Source organism: Lactiplantibacillus plajomi (assembly GCF_005405405.1).
Classification (GTDB): Bacteria; Bacillota; Bacilli; order Lactobacillales; family Lactobacillaceae; genus Lactiplantibacillus; species Lactiplantibacillus plajomi.
This window is the reverse complement of the sequence record NZ_BJDZ01000014.1, coordinates 16316-34283: the sequence shown is the minus strand read 5'-3', so window position 1 is coordinate 34283 and position 17968 is coordinate 16316. Positions and strand designations below refer to the sequence as shown.

15 protein-coding genes are annotated in these 17968 nt (G+C 48.9%); 8 read left to right on the top strand and 7 right to left on the bottom strand.

Going from position 1 to position 17968, the window contains the following annotated elements; all coding sequences use genetic code 11:
• Nucleotides 1–37: 37 nt before the first annotated feature.
• Nucleotides 38–3715: an SEC10/PgrA surface exclusion domain-containing protein gene (locus tag FFM82_RS07305; protein ID WP_137645206.1), complete on the bottom strand. Its 3678-nt coding sequence runs from the start codon at nucleotides 3713–3715 to the stop codon at nucleotides 38–40.
• Nucleotides 3716–4262: 547 nt separating this feature from the next.
• Between FFM82_RS07305 and FFM82_RS07300 the strand changes: the two genes are divergently transcribed.
• Nucleotides 4263–4691, top strand: a complete 429-nt coding sequence (locus FFM82_RS07300) for a PTS glucose transporter subunit IIA (RefSeq protein WP_137645205.1) — start codon at nucleotides 4263–4265, stop codon at nucleotides 4689–4691.
• A gap of 40 nt (nucleotides 4692–4731) precedes the next feature.
• Here the strand turns inward: FFM82_RS07300 and FFM82_RS07295 are convergent, their stop codons facing one another.
• Both FFM82_RS07295 and FFM82_RS07290 read right to left on the bottom strand, forming a co-directional pair.
• Entirely contained in the window at nucleotides 4732–5511 is a 780-nt protein-coding gene (locus tag FFM82_RS07295) for a helix-turn-helix domain-containing protein (RefSeq protein WP_137645204.1), read from the bottom strand.
• Between the two features lie 90 nt (nucleotides 5512–5601).
• Nucleotides 5602–5928, bottom strand: coding sequence for a hypothetical protein (locus tag FFM82_RS07290; protein WP_170178248.1), 327 nt, complete (start codon nucleotides 5926–5928; stop codon nucleotides 5602–5604).
• A gap of 192 nt (nucleotides 5929–6120) precedes the next feature.
• On the opposite strand from FFM82_RS07290, the gene FFM82_RS07285 reads away from it, so the two are divergent.
• The 6 genes from FFM82_RS07285 (at nucleotide 6121) to FFM82_RS07265 (ending at nucleotide 13672) form a co-directional block, all read left to right on the top strand.
• On the top strand, nucleotides 6121–6969 hold the full coding sequence (locus FFM82_RS07285; protein ID WP_137645202.1) for a metallophosphoesterase family protein: 849 nt from the start codon (nucleotides 6121–6123) through the stop codon (nucleotides 6967–6969).
• Between the two features lie 61 nt (nucleotides 6970–7030).
• Nucleotides 7031–7396, top strand: coding sequence for a hypothetical protein (locus FFM82_RS07280; protein ID WP_137645201.1), 366 nt, complete (start codon nucleotides 7031–7033; stop codon nucleotides 7394–7396).
• A gap of 277 nt (nucleotides 7397–7673) precedes the next feature.
• Nucleotides 7674–10526, top strand: a complete 2853-nt coding sequence (locus tag FFM82_RS07275; protein WP_225425640.1) for a LamG-like jellyroll fold domain-containing protein — start codon at nucleotides 7674–7676, stop codon at nucleotides 10524–10526.
• Nucleotides 10523–10768, top strand: a complete 246-nt coding sequence (locus FFM82_RS13750; protein ID WP_225425639.1) for an LPXTG cell wall anchor domain-containing protein — start codon at nucleotides 10523–10525, stop codon at nucleotides 10766–10768. The genes FFM82_RS07275 and FFM82_RS13750 overlap by 4 nt, the downstream gene beginning before the upstream one ends.
• Nucleotides 10769–10922: 154 nt before the next feature.
• The gene (locus FFM82_RS07270; RefSeq protein WP_137645200.1) at nucleotides 10923–12995 is read left to right on the top strand and encodes an ABC transporter ATP-binding protein/permease; all 2073 of its coding nucleotides are present in this window, start codon (nucleotides 10923–10925) and stop codon (nucleotides 12993–12995) included.
• 110 nt (nucleotides 12996–13105) lie between these two features.
• A complete protein-coding gene (locus tag FFM82_RS07265) occupies nucleotides 13106–13672 on the top strand; it encodes a cadmium resistance transporter (protein WP_137645199.1) in 567 nt (188 codons plus the stop codon).
• 54 nt (nucleotides 13673–13726) lie between these two features.
• Here FFM82_RS07265 and FFM82_RS07260 read toward each other — a convergent pair whose 3' ends face one another.
• The 3 genes from FFM82_RS07260 to FFM82_RS07250 all read right to left on the bottom strand — a co-directional run bounded on the left by FFM82_RS07260 (nucleotide 13727) and on the right by FFM82_RS07250 (nucleotide 16216).
• Nucleotides 13727–14005 carry a hypothetical protein gene (locus FFM82_RS07260; protein ID WP_137645198.1) on the bottom strand — a complete coding sequence of 93 codons (279 nt, stop codon included), beginning with the start codon at nucleotides 14003–14005 and terminating at the stop codon, nucleotides 13727–13729.
• A 178-nt stretch (nucleotides 14006–14183) separates the two neighbouring features.
• A complete protein-coding gene (locus FFM82_RS07255; RefSeq protein ID WP_137645197.1) occupies nucleotides 14184–14615 on the bottom strand; it encodes a universal stress protein in 432 nt (143 codons plus the stop codon).
• Entirely contained in the window at nucleotides 14615–16216 is a 1602-nt protein-coding gene (locus tag FFM82_RS07250; protein ID WP_137645196.1) for an Nramp family divalent metal transporter, read from the bottom strand. Before FFM82_RS07250 ends, FFM82_RS07255 begins: the two co-directional genes overlap by 1 nt.
• Nucleotides 16217–16335: 119 nt before the next feature.
• Between FFM82_RS07250 and FFM82_RS07245 the strand changes: the two genes are divergently transcribed.
• Nucleotides 16336–17004, top strand: coding sequence for a metal-dependent transcriptional regulator (locus FFM82_RS07245; protein WP_170178247.1), 669 nt, complete (start codon nucleotides 16336–16338; stop codon nucleotides 17002–17004).
• On the opposite strand, the gene FFM82_RS07240 is transcribed toward FFM82_RS07245, so the two are convergent.
• Entirely contained in the window at nucleotides 17001–17687 is a 687-nt protein-coding gene (locus tag FFM82_RS07240) for a histidine phosphatase family protein (RefSeq protein WP_170178246.1), read from the bottom strand. The two genes, FFM82_RS07245 and FFM82_RS07240, sit on opposite strands and share 4 nt — an antisense overlap.
• Nucleotides 17688–17968: the final 281 nt, after the last annotated feature.

Genomic DNA, 17968 nt, shown 5'->3' with positions numbered 1-17968 from the left:
GGAAAAATTCCGGAGCGGTTATTCTCGTTAATTACGATTAACGTTCTTCGCGACGGCGCTTTGCGGCGAGGCCAAGCGTCATGCTACCCATGACGGCGGCTAAGAGGCCAACCCCGGCTGCGTTGGCAGCGGAGCGGGTCTGTTCACCGGTTTGTGGCAATGCTACGGCAGCGGCCGGCTTGTTAGCGGCATCGGTCGTGTCCTTAGCAACGTCAACGGTCGTCTTGTTTTGGTCACCAGAAGTTGCCAGTGGTTGAACCTTGGCATCTTCCTTCGTGGTGTCCTTAGTAGCGTTGTCGTCACCATCTTCAGTACCCTTGATTTGGTCATCATCGGTCGTGGTCGTTTCTTCTGAACCGTCCTTGATTGATGGCTTGATCGTTACGCTGGACTTCAATGAAGCCAGGTAATCTTGGCTAGCCTTAACGGCGGCATCGTATTCGGCTTGGTTTTCCTTAACGAGGTCGTTGTAGTTGCCGTCCAGTTGTTGCTTAAAGTCGGCTAATTCTTGTTCAGCCGTCCGTTCAGCAATCGTGGCGTCCAAGTGTTGGTCAACAACGAAGGCTTTGCAATCGGATGCGGCCGTGTCAGCGGCGATTTCTAATAAGGAAGCCTGAGTTTTGTTGTATGCAGCAATGTTTTGTTCAAGCTTTTCTTTCAAGCTGGCAAGTTTATCAACTTGCTCCTGAGCAAATTGTTGCATATCGTAGTCGTTATTCTTTTCGCTTTGAGCCTTTTCTGCGGCGATTTGATCTAACGCAGCTTGGTAAGCGGCATCGGCATCGTTAATGGTTTGTGACTGACGCGTTTGGGCATCGTCCAAGGCGTTTTGGTAAGCCGTCAAGTTATTTGCTAACGTTTCGGCGTGCTTAGCAGTGTTTTGCTTGTAGGCGTCGACTAAGGCAGCTTCGGCGTTGGCGATGGCGTCGTAGCGATCTTGGATATTTTGATCAATAGCGTCTGCCAATTTTTGATTATTTTGATTGACTTGTTTCTTATAAGTCTCTTGGGCGTCATTATCCAATTTTGCATGTTCATCGTCGATATTAGCCTTTACTGCGTTAAAGACGTTGTCAGCATCAGAAACAGTTTCGTTGTAGGCTACCATGCTAGCGTTATGAGCGTTATCGTAGTCAGTTTGGTGAGATCTTAATTCGCCATCGGCTTTAGCATTATTAGCAGTAGTAGCATTGTTGTAAACCGTATCGTTGTTGAGAAGTGCTGCGTCGTATTCGCTAGTAGCTGCTGATTCTGCTTTATCGTAAGCTTCATCGGCAACTTTTTGAGCAGCAGCTTCATCGGCTGCACTAGCCAACTTAGCTTGATGAAGCTTGTTATTGATAGCAATTAAAGCATCATCGTATGTCTTCTGATTATTTGCTTTAGCTTGGCCTAAAGCATCGCTGATTTCACCTTTACGTTGATTAAATGCATCTTTAAGTTCACCCTTAGTGCTTTCAAAGGCTTGGTCTAAGTTAGCTTGAGCGTCACTTTTTGCCTGTGTAGCTGTATCTAAAGCGTCCTGAGCTTTATCACGAGTGTCGGTGGCGTTAGCTAATTCAGTTTTAGCTGCATTTAAAGCTTTAGTGGCTTCAGTGGTGTCAACTCCGGCATCATGAATGGCCTGTGCAGAAGTAGTTTCAGTATTTTCTTCGGGTGAGAATGTAGCGTCTTTATCAAGTTTGGAGAAACTTTCGAAAAGTAAGATTGTCTTTGGATCATTGTTGTTATCAAACTCGACAGAGAATCCTAGTCCTTTAGTGTTTGACTTAAATAATTCCTGTGCCTTTAAGGCTTCATCGGAATTACCAAACAATAAGTTAGTTAATGTGTTTAAAATATCAACTTTTAGTTGTAATACGGTGGGACGGTCGTAGGCGATTTCCGTATTATCGTTTTGATCTGATTTGAAGCTACCAGATGAGCGTAACTGATCAGAAACGTTAGCGATTAGTCCACTCGATTTAATATCGGCTTGCAACTGTTTAGTATCGAGTGATTCATCAAATCCTTTTCTTGCTTTAGTTCGCTTCTCCATAATTGTGTTGGCAGCGGACTGTGTATCCGCAGTCCATGCAATTGGAGAAAGTCCTTGAGCTTTACGCCATGAATTAATCAAGGTAAGTGCATAGTCAGCTAACTCGTTTTCTTGTGCAATCCCTTCATCGCTGTAGAAGTAGTATGCCATGGAGTTCTTGGCGTCTTTGGTATCTTCAGTTTTATCATAATTATAGTAGATCCCATCATCGACCGTTCCTTTTGGTTCAGTCAAACTAGTCGGCAAGTTACGTTCGTTACTAATGGTGTAGTTGTCTCCGTTAGTAATTGGGGTAGCAGCGGCGTTTTGGGCTTCTAAGTCGTCTAATGCACTTTGGGCGCTATCAACACTTGACTGAGCTGCATCGACGTCGGCTTGGGCGCTGTCTAAGTTTGCTTGGGCACTATCAACGGCTTGTTGATATTTGGAATCAATCCCAGCATCGTGAGTCTTTGTAGCTTCAGCGAGCTTGTCAGCGTATGTTTTTTCAGCGTCCTTGGTAGCGTTAGCTGCTTTTTCTTCCGCGGTTGAATTTGCTGCGGCTTGTTCATCATTAGCAACTTGAGCAGCTGAGTCGGCAGTTGATTGCGCCTCAGTGTTTGCGGCAACTCGATCGGCACGCGTATCGGAGTAGGCATCTGCTTTGTCCTTTTCAGCCTTAGCATCGGCAGTTGCTTTTTTATCAGTGGCTTGCTTGTCGTTGGCTTCTTTTTCTGTCAATGCATCTTGGTCTGCCTTAGCTTGATCAGCGCGCGTCGCAGCGTCGGCTTCGGATTGAGCAGCAGCGGCCTTGGCATCTGCTGCAGATTGAGCGGCACTAGCAGCTGCTTTTACAGCAGCGGTTGAATCGGCAGCGGCGTTAGTTTCAGCAGCTTGCGAGTCAGCATTAGCCTTTTGCTGATTTTGAAGTTCTTCTTTAGCCTTAGCGTTGGCAGCGTGATTGTCGCTATTAGCTTGTCTATCCGCACTAGCCTGATCTTGGTCCGCTTTAACAAGTGCGTCTTGTTTATCAGTTTCAGCCTGCTTATCCGCATCCTTTTGCGCTTGGTCCGCAGCCTGGTCGGCGTTGGTCTTGTTAGTCGTCGCGTCCTTGACGGTATCGTCAAAGGTCTTATTGGCGTCGGAAGTTGCGGCGTCCTTAGCGGCTTCAGCATCCTTTTGTTCCTTAGCTGCGGCGTCGGCAGTTTGTTGTTCAAGGTCCTGTTCATGGTCCTTAACGGCTTGGCCGGCTTGTTCAGTGGCGTCGCTTAAGGTATCCATTTGTGATTGTTGGTAGTCGTGCGAAGCTTGGCTGGATTGTTGCTTAGCATCATCGGCCTTAGCGGCTTGCGATTGATCAAAATCGTTTAACGCACCGGCTTGGCTGCTAGCAAATTCATCGGCGTCCTTCTTAGCGGCGTCCGATTTTGCAGCGTAATCCTTGTCGTTAGCAGCGGATTGGGCCTGTTCTTCGCTTGCTTGTTGGTCCTTTAAGTTATCTAACTTTTCGTTTTCACTAGCCTTGGCTTCATTATAAGCAGCTTGTGCGCTAGTGGGTGCGACCGTCGCAGACTTAGCGGCGCCATTTGTGGCATCCTGATTATTCGTGTCGGCCTTGGTGTTGGTATCAGTTAACCCAGTGGTTGCGGCAAGTCCCCCTAAGATCAGCGCGGTAGTCGAAATGGTCTTTTTATTCATACTCCCAAAACTCCTTTTATTTGCGTTCCGCAAAACGGTAACGCGTGAAAATCAGTAAAGTGACAACAACAAAACAACAATCAATTAGACAAATCTATTAATACTTTAATTGATTGATTTCAATAATAGGTTCATTATCTTATAACTTTATTAATAAATCTATATTAAAATCGCTTTCAAAAATTAGTTAAGGGGTTTAAAACCCGATAGCATTAAAGCATTCAAGAATTTGAACTTTTTTTGCTTTCATTTTGAGTTTCACTAAAACTTGATAAACTGCGCGTCGTCCGCAAGCTTCGATAGTGCCAAAGGTCGAGGTAGACAATTCTTTCAAGCCTTCACAACCGTGGAGGGTTCGTAGTTAATACCAGCAAATAGTTGGTATTGGTCTAGGTGGATTTTAGGGAAAGCATGTCCAAGTGATGTTTAAAAAAAGTTGGAATTTTTCCTTGACCTGAAACCCGTTTGAGAAAGTATCATGATGGTGTTGAGAAGGAAAGGCATGCCGCTCAGACTGATAACACTTACTATTTAGGAGGTTTTTACCATGGGACTATTTTCATTTGGAAAAAAAGTGAAGTTATACGCACCAGTTGACGGAACGTTGGAAGATTTATCAGCAACGGACAGTGCTAAGGGATTCAGTGTTCAACCGCAACGGCACCACTTGTACAGTCCGGTCGACGGAACGGTGAGTGCGCTAATGCCCGACCAACGCGCAATTGAACTAACCAGCAACAAGTTAAAGGTACGGGTTCAGTTGGATAGTCAGGACGGCCAGACGTCGACGTACGTTCACGAAGGCGATGCGGTGACGCCGGAAACACCGATCATGTTTATGGATCACGACGATTTAGACGCAGCCAAGGTGCGGGTAGTGGTGGATAACGCCGATACGCACATGAAGTCGTTGAGCGTTTCAACAAGTGGTCAGGTCAGTCACGACCAGGAAGTTGCCACCGCGGTGCAACGTTAAACTGAATAAATGTAAATAAAAACGACGTCGGGTCGTCTCCTTAACGGGAGGCACTGACGTCGTTTGTTTTAGTCTGATTGGCTTGGGTCATTAACGCGTGGTGATACGCGTCGTTCAGCGAATTGAGCTGTTGATGAAAGTTGGTTAACAATAGGTTCATTTTTTGTTGATAAGCACGGTCAACGGCGTAGCCGCCGGTCGTGGCGGTCATTGCGTCTAAGTAGGCCCGGAGATCTGGGTCGTCGCCGAGCTTTTCGTATAAGTCAACGTTATCTAATAGCCGGACGATACGGTTATACTTACCGGTGAAAGTCCGCCGGATCAGTTGAATCCGTTCGCGAAAGGCGTCGCAGGCTTGTTGAATAACGACTTGTGTGTCGGGATACGTATGGGTATCCGGTTGCGGTAAACTGGGTAAAATCTGGGTGATGGCGCCGTTAATGTGGGCGTCGATCGCCTTGGTGTCCGGGGTAGCCTGATTAAAGACGTCGCCCGATAAGATTCCGGGGTTGGTCGTGGTCAAATCCACGTATTCCCAGAGCAGCACGTTGAATTCCGAACTGTTCATACCATCGGTTTTTAAAATTTCAAAGGCGTAGTCGTTAAACGGGCCGTAGCGGAGATAGTCCGGTGACACTTGGTAAAGTTTGGCCAGCGCGGTCAGCCGCTCGCGACTAGGTAGGGAGCGGCCCTTTTCCCAGTCGTTTACGGTTCCCTTACCAGCGACGCCAACGGTCTCGGCGACCGTGGCCATGCTGAGTTGTTGTTCACGGCGAAAATCGGCCAGGCGCTGGCCGACCGCCCGTTTATTCAGTTTCATCCGAACACCTCCGTTCACCTGTTAATTTTAGCACAAGGTCAACGGAATATTAATAACGTTCTGTTTAAAGATAACTATAGTTATAAAAAGCTACATGAAGCGGTTAATGACGGCCATCAAGTCCGGTCCACTATTAACGGTGTGCCCGTCGAGGGTAATGTCATACTGTGACGTGGTGCGTGGTTGGACGTGCCCCAAAACGGCCAACTTTTCGCGGTGGTTATGAATAATTAAGACAAACTTCGGTTGATCGAGTAAAATCGTAATCTCAGCGTTCAGTAACTGACAGAGTTCGCCACTCAGGGCGACCTTTACGGTGTGTAAGCCGTGGAAGCCCTCCTGGATCACGGCGTGTAAGCAAGTTTCGAGTGCCATCAACTGGTTGTTGGTACTATATGGTTCTGGTAACGGTGTCATCATCAATTCCTCCCCCACAAAAAATATTGATTTCCGTTATTACGTTAATCATAAATTGCTTTTATATTGACGGATAGATTTTGAGCTTTTATGACGAAATTAATAAATTTTATTTACGTTTGCCATCGTTAGTCGGCCAATCATTGCCACCTTAATTGGCGTATAATGGAAGCACTAAAGGGGGACGCCAAGATGTTACGGAAAATTGCAGTGTTAGCGGACGTTCACGGGAACCTGACGGCACTCGACGCGGTGTTGGCAGACGCGCAGCGGGCCGGGGCGACCGATTACTGGTTTTTAGGGGACCTATTTTTACCCGGACCGGGTGCTCAGAACTTATACCAACACTTAGCGGCGGTCAAGCCGACCGTGTGGCTTCAGGGCAATTGGGAACAGGGCATTGACGCCGTCATGAACGGCATGGGGGACTGGAACGAGCCGTCGCAACGCTACTTTGCACGCTTGACGCGTTACTTAGTGCAGCACTTAGATCAAGCAAGTTATCAGGAATTGATTCGGCGCCCGATTGCAACGCAGGTTACGGTCAACGGGCTGAATTTCGGCCTATCGCATAACCAGCCCGAACGTTCGACCGGCCACGATTTGTACCCGGCGGAGCTCCAAGCTAACTTTGACCACTTGGCCGGCGACCACGCCGTTGCCGTTTATGGCCACACCCACCAACAGTTGATGCGGGTTTCGTCAAGCGGTCAGGTGATTATTAACCCCGGTGCGACCGGCCAACCGTACAGCCCCAATCCAGTCTTTCTGGCTGACCAGCGGGCGTGTTACGCGCTACTCGACGTGACCACGGATGGTAAACTGACGACTACTTTCCGAAAGGTCGACTACGATATTGACGCGGAGTTAGCGCTCGCTAAGCAGCGCCAGCTACCGTACCTGGACTTGTACACCCACCTGCGCCGGACCGGCCTAACGAGCACCCATGATCAGGCGCTCTTACGGCGGGTCAACGGGCAGATGCGTGACTGGGATGCCGTGTTGGCATTTTTCGGTCAGTCCCGCGGGAAACAAGTTTGACGGATGCGCGGCGGAACTCTTATAATACGGGTAATTGTTAATTTAAGGGAGGGTTCGCCGCGTGCATTTTGAATTATCCGAATGGTTTGGCGTCAATCACCGCGTCAAGCAGAACATGGTCTTCACGAAAACCATCGAAGGATATACGCTCACCAAGAAAGTTTACGGCTCGTTCAACTGGTGGGCATTTCTGTTCACCTGGTTCTACGCGTTGTTTAGTTTACGCTGCCGGACCTCATTTTTCGTTCTAAAGACGGCGGTGCCGTTCTTAGGGTTGATCGTTATTAATTTATTAGCCCAATTATTTTTTTCAGAAAATATCAGTTTAGTAATTAATATTTTGGGCGCCGTCTGGTACGGCACCATGTTTGAAACTTGGTTTAAAAACCAGCTCGTTGAGAATGGCTACCAGCTAAAACAGGGGTAGCTCGTAAAACGTTGGCCAATCACTGGTCAACGTTTTTTTAGTAGCGCCATTTATATAGGTAGGTTAAAAACCGTTAGTTCGGTCTGTTAACAATCCAAAACGAGGTCAGTGCGGGCGGGGAACCGCTGCCATTATTTATTAGTAATTAATTATCTAAACGCAAACTATGCGGATTCTTTACATGTAACACTACGAATAATTTACATTAGTTCTCTATGATTAGATTTCAGTGGTTATTAACGTAACCATAAATAAATTGTTTGGAGTGATTGATTTAATGAAGCCGCGCGTTTTGACGACCTTATTAATTTGTTCATCTATTTTGACGACTTCGGTAACCCCGGTAGTCGCCGCTGTTAACCAGCCGGGGGCCACGCCTTCAGCGAAAGTGAACCGTTCCGCACAACCCGCTGCCGCAACTCGGCAGTCGGTTGCTGCCGATGCCTTTATGGATCTTCAGCTTAAGAACGGCCAGATGCTTGACGTGAAGGGCAACACGTCCTGGACGAAGGTGGGTAACCCGTCCGCCGTTCGCGATACGGAAGCCGGGGGCGTCTTAGGGTTTGACGGCCATTCCGCCTTTTACACGACCTTCTCCGATGCTCAGTTCGGTCAATTGAAGAACGGGATGGCAATTGAAGCCTACTTCAAGTACGACCCAACCGCGAATGTTACTGGCGAACACGAAATCTTCTCAAGCCAACAGGGCGGTGGTTTCGGGTTAGGGGTTCAAAATGGTAAAGTGATTTTCTACGCTCATGATGGTTCCGGCTATAAAGAACCAAAGGGCGACTTGAAAGTTGGCCACTGGGTTCACGCCGTGGGGATCATTGATAAGAACAAGACCGCCAGCCTATACTTAGACGGTAAATTGGTAGATTCAGTGGCGATGCCTGGTGACTTGAAGTTTGCTAACGGCACCAAGGACCTGGTATTGGGTGGCGACGCTGCACCTGGTTCGCACGTCCAGTCCCTAATGAACGGCCGCGTGAAGTCCGCCCGCTTGTATAACCACACGTTGACGGCCGCCCAAGTTGCCGCTTTAAATAAAGAAGTGACGACAACGACCCACGAAGTCCCACATACCGACCAAGCCATCGAAACGATGTTTGTTGGTCCGAAGCAAGTTGCAACTGGTCATACATACGCATTGAACGTCCATGCTCGCCAAATGAAGTTTAGCGAGTCGGCGCCGTTAACGATCGACGTTGTCTTTGACCCAACCATGCTCTACTTTGTGGACGCCGAACGGACTTTGGGTGGTAACCAGACCCAGGTTCGCCAAGTGGCCAACGGACGTTTACGGATTACGACGACCGCCCGTTTATCACCAGCACAATTCCGGCAATATGCGCAAACCCGCTTAGCGCACATTAACTTGCACGCGAAGAAGCAGGCTGGGACGACCCAAATTCGTTTCGAACAAGTTTCTAAGGACGGTAACGTTCAATTAGGTGCCGCTCAAACGGTTCAAATTGCGGGTAAGTACGCGCTTGATTATAACGGCGACGGAATCATCGGGGTTGGTGACATCGTTAAAGCGCCAATTGCTAAGCGTGCTGAAGTGGCGAAAAAGGCTGAAATCAAGCCTTACAAGCACGTCATCGTGTTAACGACTGACGGTGGTGGTAACTCCTTTAGTCCGGATGGCATGTACTACGCCAAGGGTGCCGGTACGCCAATGTGGACGACTGACCGCAACATCATGAACAAGCGTCGTAACCCGTACTTGATGGACTTATTCAACAAGAAGTTTGCCATGAGTACGACCGCGCAGTCCGTTGCGCCAGCAATTTCTGCCCAAAACTACATTTCAATGTTACACGGACGACCATGGGAAACGTTACCGGCTGAATATCAAGGGACGAACGGCTCGATGGGCCAAGAATACTTCGCCGATTTTGGTAAGAAACGCCAACTCTTCCCGTCAGTTTTCAAAGTGTTGCAACAAAATAACCCGACTCAGGGGGCCGCGGCCTTCTCCGAATGGGGTCAAATTGTTAACGCCATCGTGGAACCGGACGCTGCGGTAAAGACTAAGCAGTCGAAATCACTCGAATCTTTCAAAGACGTTGCCGATTACGTGGGGACGACGGAATTCGATAACACCAGCTTAGTTTACATGCAAAGTGACTACATGGACGGCCAGGGCCATGGTCACGGTTGGTATAACGATAACTATTGGAACCAGTTCTCCCGGTACGACGCGATGTTCAAACGGGTGATGGACCAATTAGAAAAGACCGGTCACATTCACGATACGTTGGTGATTGCCAACGCCGATCACGGTGGTGCTGGCTACGGTCACGGCCCGAACGATGCCCCGGACCGCGATATTTTCATCGCTTTAGGTGGTGAAACGGTCAATAGTGGTCACCGCCTAAAGGGTGGGAGCAACTCCGACATTACCGCGTTGATCTTAAACGCGTTGCAAGTGCCACGGGTACCGCACATGTTCAACAGTAACGTCTTTGACGAATCAGCTTTCTTGAAGCAAACTGATTTGACTAAGAAGGATCGCGACGTTGAAAAGGTTCACTTTGTGCGCCACGAAAACAAGGCGGATATTAAGTTATCTAACCTTCGCGATAAGCGCCAACTACGAGCTATCGACATGCGAATCGACTTAGCGGGTCGCAAGGTCGCTAAGATTAAGACCAAGAAGGGTGTTAAGGTCTTAAACCGCAGCGTTGAAAACGGTACGTTGAAGTTAACGTTGAGTGTTAATAAGCAAACGATGCAAACGTTAGCGACGGTCGTCTTTGACAAGTCCGCTAAGAACACGTCGGTTCAAAAGGCAATGGCTGCTAGCCAAGACGGGACGGAAATTCTGGTTGACTTGAACAACCGTAACCGCAAGAACGCCTACTTGGAACCAAACGCCGAAGAAGGCCAATTCGACTTGAACAAGCCAGTGGCTAAGCCGGAAAACAACAAGCCAGCTAAACCTGAAAACAAACCGGCTAAACCCGAAAACAAACCAGCTAAGCCTGACAACCAACCAGCAACCCAAGTGGTAAAGTGCCAACTGCAGCTTCTCAAAGCCATGCCGGTACTGAAAGTTCCGCTGCTGCACCTGCTCAAGGTGATGACGGTAGTACGACGCCAACGACTTACGGTGCGACTGTGAGTGATGCCCCGGCATCCGCAGCTCAAACCAACGGGACGCCGGTTGCCGGTAGCAAGTCTGGTAACGATGGTAAGTCCAATGGTGCGGGCAAGCCGGACAGCACCAGCAAGTCTGATAGCCAAGCTTCCGGCTGGTTACCACAAACTGGTGAACAGATTCAAAAATGGTTAGTTGCAACCGGTGCAATGCTGTTAGCAGTGGTTGGCGGCATCGCCGTTTGGTTACGGAAACGCCACGCCTAACCTGACCTGATCAACCTTCATAATTTTCAATTTTAAAATACCTTTAAGGTCTTCCAACTTAACGTTGGGAGGCCTTTTTTGCTATGATTAACGGAGGTATTGGTTGCTGAAGTTAACGATAACGAGCAAGTGATTGAGATTGGGAGGAAAGCACGTGAGCTATTTAGCATTAAAGGATATTCATAAGTCGTACTACCTTGGTAAGGAAGCTTTCCCGGTATTAAATGGCATTAACATTGATTTTGAACGGGGCGAGTTCGTCTCAATCCTTGGTGAATCCGGTGGTGGAAAGTCCACGTTGATGAACATTATTGGCGGGCTCGACCGGCAGTTTGAAGGCCAGGTTCTGCTGCAGGGGACCGCACTGGATCACCACCAGGAAAAGCGGATGGATCGTTACCGCCGTGAAACCATTGGCTACATTTATCAGTCCTATAACTTAATTAACCACTTATCGGTGCTGGATAACGTCTTGATTTCACTGGACATGACCCAGTTGAACCGCGGTGAGCGCGAACAACGCGCTAAGGATTTGCTGACGCGGGTCGGATTGAGCGACCAGATGAAGAAGTACCCGAACCAGTTGTCGGGTGGCCAAAAGCAGCGGGTGGCGGTAGCACGTGCCTTGGCCAGTGATCCGCAAATTATTATTGCCGATGAACCGACCGGTGCACTGGACTCGGAAAACACGGCCGAGGTCTTAAAATTACTGGATCAGATTGCGGCGGAGGGCCGGCTTGTCATTTGCGTGACCCATTCACAGGCCGTGGCTGAAGCCGGCACCCGCATCATTCACTTAGCGGATGGTCGGGTCACCGATGAAGAACGTCTGCGGCCGGCTTATCCGGTCGACCAGGACCGCCAACAAATTCCGGCCCGTCGGCTACCGTGGTTGGTGCCGTTAACGACGGCCTTTAAGCACCTCCGCTATACTTGGAGCTGGAACCTGATTATCATTATCGGGACGGCGATTGGGTTATTTGCGGTGATGCTGTTCAACGGCCTCGGTAACGGGTTGAAGTCCTACATTAATCAGGAAATCAACGACATGGTCAACCCGCGAATCGTGACGGTTGCCCGCTACCAGTCACGTGGCAAGGCGAGTGGTAGTCAGGGCAATCGCAAGCAAACTAGCAGTAGTTCGACCAGCGCGAGTGCTGCGGGCGGTAACCAGCAGATGCAGGCCAACGCCCAGGTAGCCGGTCAGGGGAACGCTGCCGCGGTGACGGCGACAGCGGCGAAGACGCCGTCGTTTAGCGTAGCGCAGTTGAAACGCTTGCGCGGCTTGAAGCACGTGCAGTCGGTTCAACCGATTGTTTCGGCTAGCAACGCGACCCTGAGCCTCGACAGCAAGGATTATCAGGTTAGTTCGTTAACCACCTGGACGGCGGCAAACCGTCAGTCGACGATCAAGGCCGGCCACGTTGCCGGTAAGAACGAAATCGTGGTCGATAAAGACACGGTTGCCAAAAAGTGGTCCAAGCAAAATTGGCGTGACGTGGTTGGTAAAACCGTGACCGTGTCGTTTCAAACGATCGACGCGAACGGTAAAGCGGTCACCGTTAAGCGGCAGTTAACGGTTGCCGGGGTCACCCAGGGAACCAACGGCAGTGGCGCGACCGCCGTTAGTTACGCGACGATGAAGGCGATGCGGGCGGTTAACAACTTAAAGACCGAACCGACCACCGTGGCGGTGAAGGCCGATAAGCGTCAAAATAACGGTAGCGTCACCAAAAAGATCAATCGGTTAAAGACGAACAAGCAGCGCCAGTTTAACGCGGTCAGCATTGCAAGTATCCTGGATACCGTCAACACTTACGTTAACTTAGCGACGACGATCCTGGCCGCAATTGCCGGCATTTCGCTGCTAGTGTCGGCGCTAATGATCATCGTGACGATGTTCATGTCGGTCAGTGCTCGGAAGAAGGAAATCGGGATTTTACGGGCGCTCGGGGAAAGCCGCAGCGATATTCGGCGGTTGTTTACCGGTGAATCCTTAATTATCGGGATTATTAGTGCCACCTTAGCGACCGGAATCGCGTACGGCGTTGGGGCGGTCCTGAATACCCAGTTATATAAAATCGCTAATTACAACCTGATTGCGATTCACGTCGATAACGTGGTGATGACCTTCATTATTGCGCTGATAATTGCGTTATTAGCGGCCATCTTGCCAGCTTGGCGGGCAGCCCGCTTGAACCCGATCGACGCGTTAGCAGCCGATTAACTAAAGACATGCTTCGCTTAAAAAGTTTGCCAGTACCGGTTTAAAGCCAGTGCTGGTTTTTTGGTACCCACAGTGGGTATACTAAAAACGTTAGGAATGGGGGAAGTTGGATGAATTATGGCATCTTAACCTTAACGTTTTTGAGTGTTAACTTGGACTTCTTTGTCATGTTATTATTTCTGCTTAAGAAGTACCGCACCCGCCAAGTGTTGATTGGCTATTTGATTGGCTTAGTCATTTTACTGACCGCCAGTTTTCTAATTGGCCGGACGCTGGCACACTGGTTACCGGAGTGGGTGCTGGGCGGGTTGGGGCTACTGCCGATTTGGCTGGCAGTGCGGCGTGACACGGATGACGACGCCGTTAAGACCCACGGCTCACCAGTCGTGAGTGTTTGTGTGACCTACTTATCAGTCTGTGCGGGGTGTAACTTAGCCATCTTTTTGCCGGTGTTGGCGGGTGAGAACTGGGCGCACTTTGGTCTGACCCTGATTTTTCTGAGTGTACTGACTATCATCATGGTTGCCTTGTTACGACTGATTGTGACGTTGCCAGTGGTCGAATGGGTGTTGAATCGGTTTGGCGAGCCCTTGATGCGCGGCTGTTATGTGCTGATTGGGCTGTACGTTTTCTGGGACAGTGGCTTGGTCAGTCATTTATTAACGCTGATCCACTAAAAAATCACGTTAGCTGATCACCACTGGGTGACAAGCTAACGTGATTTTTTTAGGTTATTGTAAGACCGGCTTTTGGTGCCGATGTTTTAAATCAGCCAATTGACTGGCGGTCAGTGGCAACGTTTTGTACGGTTTGAAGTGCTCGGATAGTTCGGAACTTGGGTCGGCTTGAAAAATCTCAACGTTGGCGTCGGCTAAATTGATGCGGTAAACTCGGCGGCTGGTCATCGTTTCAACAAACACCGTTGTTGGTGTAAACGGCCGCCATGAAAATTCATCCTTTGGTAACAACTGCCACTTCTCCAATGCATCGTATACTTCGTTCGGGGTCATGAAGCGCCACTCCTTTCGTCCTTAACCTCACCTAAAGTATAGGCGGTTTGGGGATTGAATTCAATTAAAGTTACCTGTACCTAAAAATTAATTATTATCTAATCGTCATGATTATGGAAGCGTTATTATCTTTGAAAGCGTAAAAAAAGAAGCCCTCGCTGAGGACTTCTTTTAGCTTTTAACGAATCACTAATACCGAAATCGGTGCGTACTTTGCCATGTAGGCGGCCTGACTACCGAAGTGCTTAGCAATTCCCTTTTTTGCGAGCGACCCGATGATCAAGAGGTCGGGTTGAACGTGGGGAATCACGTCTTTGACGATGGTTTCACCAGGTTCGCCCTCCGCAATCATTGAACGCACCTTGGTGACCCCGGCGTCTTGGGCCTGTTTTTGGTACTTCAACATGTGTTCTTCTAATTCTTTGCGTTCGCCGTGCACGTAATCCTTGCTTAATGCTTGGAAAACGTTCATGTCGTCATCTTCCAAAATGGAGGTGATGATCAGTTCGGCGTCGTCCTGCTTAGCTTGGTGAATGGCGTAATCAAAGGCGAGTAGCGCGTCCGCCGAATCATCGACCCCAACTAAGATTCGTTTAAATTTTGTACTCATTATTGGGCACCGTCCTTTGCTTTTTCAGCGGCAATTGCAGCCTGCTTTTCTAAGAACTTCTTGTTACCACGACGAAGATCGAAGATAGTCCAAGCAAGCAGTGCCAGGATGGCGGCGATTAAGACGTAAGCCAAAATATTGGAGAAGGTTTGTTCGCTAGCGGTGATCCCGTCGCCGAAGAAACCGGCGATTGAGTCTGGTAAGCCTAATAAGTTCAAGAAGGTTAAGCCAATAACGGATAACCAGCCCAGAATTGAAACCCAGGTCGAGTTTTTGAACCGTTTGCCCATTTCAGCTTTACTATCGGTCATCATCAATAATGGCAACATCGAGAATGGTAACGCGAAGGCTAAGAAGACTTGCGAATTGTTCATCAGGTTATTCAGCGCCGTATGCTCATCGATGGCACTCTTGCCACTGGTTAACATGACACAGATCAGCACTGGGATAACGGAAATTAACCGGGTGACTAACCGCCGAAGCCAGAGTGGCATCCGCATGTGAACGAAGCCTTCCATGATAACTTGCCCGGTCAAAGTCCCAGTGATTGTTGAGTTTTGGCCAGAAGCTAACAAGGCGATCGCAAACAGGGCGGACAGTGCACCAGATTTGGCGACACTAATTAGAATACCGTTACTTAACATTGACGTGTTTGATAGTGCTTCGTATAGGCCGAAGAATGACGGATCCTTAACGGCGCCGCTCTTGAAGACGGCAACCCCCATGATTAATAGTAGGGAGTTAACGATGAAGGCGAACGATAATTGGATGTTTGAATCCCAAGCAGCGAATTTAACCGTCCGGGCAACGTCGGCTTCATCCTTGTGGTCGATTTTCCGCGTTTGTGAAATTGCGGAATGTAAGTACAAGTTATGCGGCATAACCGTTGCCCCGATAATCCCGAGGGCACCGGATAATGGCGTCATACCGTTAACGGAGCGCCCGGTTGAGAAGGTAGCGGCCGTTGGGACCAAGCCCTTGATGACGCCGCCCCAGTCGGGATCGGATAACGCAACTTGGTAAACGAAAACGAATAAAATCACTAAAATCAAACAAACAACGATGGCTTCGATTTTCCGGAAACCAATCTTGGTTAGTAACAGTAAGACTAAAACGTCAAAGACCGTAATGAAAACCGCGATGACTAACGGGATGTTGAATAATAGATATAACGCAATCGCGGCCCCGATAACTTCGGCGATATCGGTCGCCATAATGGCTAACTCGGTGAGGATCCAAAGGACGATTCCGAGTGAGCGGCTGGTCCGCGCCCGGATGGCTTGAGCCAGGTCCATCTGACTCACGATACCAAGTTTAGCGGCCATGTATTGCAGTAACATCGCAATCAAACTTGAAATCAAGATAACAGACATAAGCATGTACTGATAGTTTTGCCCACCAGTAATTGACGTTGACCAGTTACCAGGATCCATGTACCCGACGGCAACTAGCGCGCCAGGCCCGGAGTAGGCAAACAGCGTTTTCCAAAAGCTGAGGTTTTTCGGAACCTCGATCGTTCCGTTGATTTCCTCTAGGGATGGTCCGTTCGCATATTCGATTAATTTATGCTTGCGGTTGGGTGTATTCTCTTTTTCACTCAATTGTAATTCCACCTTTCATTGGTTTGAAACTTTGGAACGGTTGTTATTGTACAATAAATAATATAAAATGGAAATACTTTTTAGGTAGACCTACAAAATTTAATTTGGGGTGGTGCGCAATGCGCAAAAGTATTAGCAATTATTTGAAAACGATTTATGAAGCGGGATTCACCAAAACGGGGACGACCAATAAACAGGTTGCAACCATGCTGGGCGTGCTTCCTGGCTCGGTTACGGAAGCCGTTAGTAACCTTGAAAAGCAAGGCTTAGTAACCCGGAAAACTTACCATGAAATCGCGTTGACCCGAACCGGTTATCAATTAGTTAAAAATTTAATGTTCCGTTACAGATTGTGTGAAGTTTGGCTATCCAAAATAATAAAACTACCCTTATCGGTAATTCCGGAGCAAGCTTGGTTGATGGCCGCAATTAATAATCAGGAGCTGCTTGACCGGTTACACCGACAATTAGACCAACCGTTAGTCAGTCCGTTCGGCGGTGCGCTAGCCCTGCCAGATTTTGACCAGCAGGCTTCCGAATTGGTGACGTTGGATACGGTGACGGCCGGGCAAACGGTTTTGCTGGCTAGTTACTTAGAAACGGCCAGCACGATTAAATATTGGCAACACGCTGGTTTACAACTAAATCAGACGTTAACGGTTACGCACCGCGACGCCACCATCCCGATGTTGACCTTAACTTCGGCCAATCAAACCGAGTACTTAGTCGATACGGCGGTGGCGCGCTACGTTTACGTTCAACCACAAACGGCCGGCGTACCGGTCTAGATTGGGGCGTTCACGCCGCGTTGATTATAACTATTAACGGTGACACCGATGCCCCCACCCGCAGCCTGGCTGAGGGTCAGTTGACTGAGGCGACCGTTTGCCGGGGTGACCGGGTCGAGTAATTCGGGAGCGTAGCGGGCGACGAGTGCGCGGATAACGGCACTGTGAGAAATAATGAGTAACTGGGACTGGTCCGCCCGTTCGCTTAGGATCGCACTCAAGCCGGTGGTTAAGCGGCGCCAAAAATCAGTACTCGTTTCGGCCAGCCGACTCGGATCAGCCGCACTGAGCCAGTCCTGGGCCTGGTCAGCGCCGAATTGCATCACTAATTGTTCATAAGATTGGTAGCCGTGCTGGTTGGCAATCTTTTCCCATTGGGTTAACGGTTGGCCTTCAAAACTACCATAGAAAGGTTCCCGCAAATCCGATAGGTAGTGAGTGCTACCAGCTTGCCAAGTTGCGTGGTGACAAATAATGCTGGCGGTCTGGCGTGAACGGAGGAGGTCACTAGCGTAAACGCCGCTGATCGGTAACCCCTTTAATGCGGTTGCTAGCTGTTGGACCTGCTGAATACCGGTCGGCGTTAAGGGTGAATCGGACCAGCCTTGAAATTGTTGGAATTGATTGAAGTAAGTTTCGCCGTGACGAACGAAATATAACGTGATTGCTTTGATCGTGTTCACTTCCTCACTAATAGGTTGATGCCATTCTACCGATATTGCGGTTCGGGGGTAGACCGAAAGCACCTGTAACCGTTGATAAGCAAGGACACTTACCGAATTAAGTGGGGAGTAGCCGGCTTGTGAGTAGGACAACGAAGCGGGAATTTTTGGGGCAATTTGTAACCGGTTTCTACTATAGATAGGGGCGTTAGCTTAACGTACTCAAATTTCGGGTTAGGCGTGTTACGGTAAGTATGATATAACGGTATGTAACAACGTGAAAATGTTAACCGAACGTTAAC

Coding starts and splice junctions, on each gene's coding strand:
- FFM82_RS07295 (WP_137645204.1), bottom strand. CDS start 5,511: ATGAAACTGAATAAACGGGCGGTCGGCCAGCGCCTGGCCGATTTTCGC.
- FFM82_RS07255 (WP_137645197.1), bottom strand. CDS start 14,615: ATGAGTACAAAATTTAAACGAATCTTAGTTGGGGTCGATGATTCGGCG.
- FFM82_RS07285 (WP_137645202.1), top strand. CDS start 6,121: ATGTTACGGAAAATTGCAGTGTTAGCGGACGTTCACGGGAACCTGACG.
- FFM82_RS07275 (WP_225425640.1), top strand. CDS start 7,674: ATGAAGCCGCGCGTTTTGACGACCTTATTAATTTGTTCATCTATTTTG.
- FFM82_RS07245 (WP_170178247.1), top strand. CDS start 16,336: ATGCGCAAAAGTATTAGCAATTATTTGAAAACGATTTATGAAGCGGGA.
- FFM82_RS07300 (WP_137645205.1), top strand. CDS start 4,263: ATGGGACTATTTTCATTTGGAAAAAAAGTGAAGTTATACGCACCAGTT.
- FFM82_RS07260 (WP_137645198.1), bottom strand. CDS start 14,005: ATGACCCCGAACGAAGTATACGATGCATTGGAGAAGTGGCAGTTGTTA.
- FFM82_RS07305 (WP_137645206.1), bottom strand. CDS start 3,715: ATGAATAAAAAGACCATTTCGACTACCGCGCTGATCTTAGGGGGACTT.
- FFM82_RS07265 (WP_137645199.1), top strand. CDS start 13,106: ATGAATTATGGCATCTTAACCTTAACGTTTTTGAGTGTTAACTTGGAC.
- FFM82_RS07290 (WP_170178248.1), bottom strand. CDS start 5,928: ATGACACCGTTACCAGAACCATATAGTACCAACAACCAGTTGATGGCA.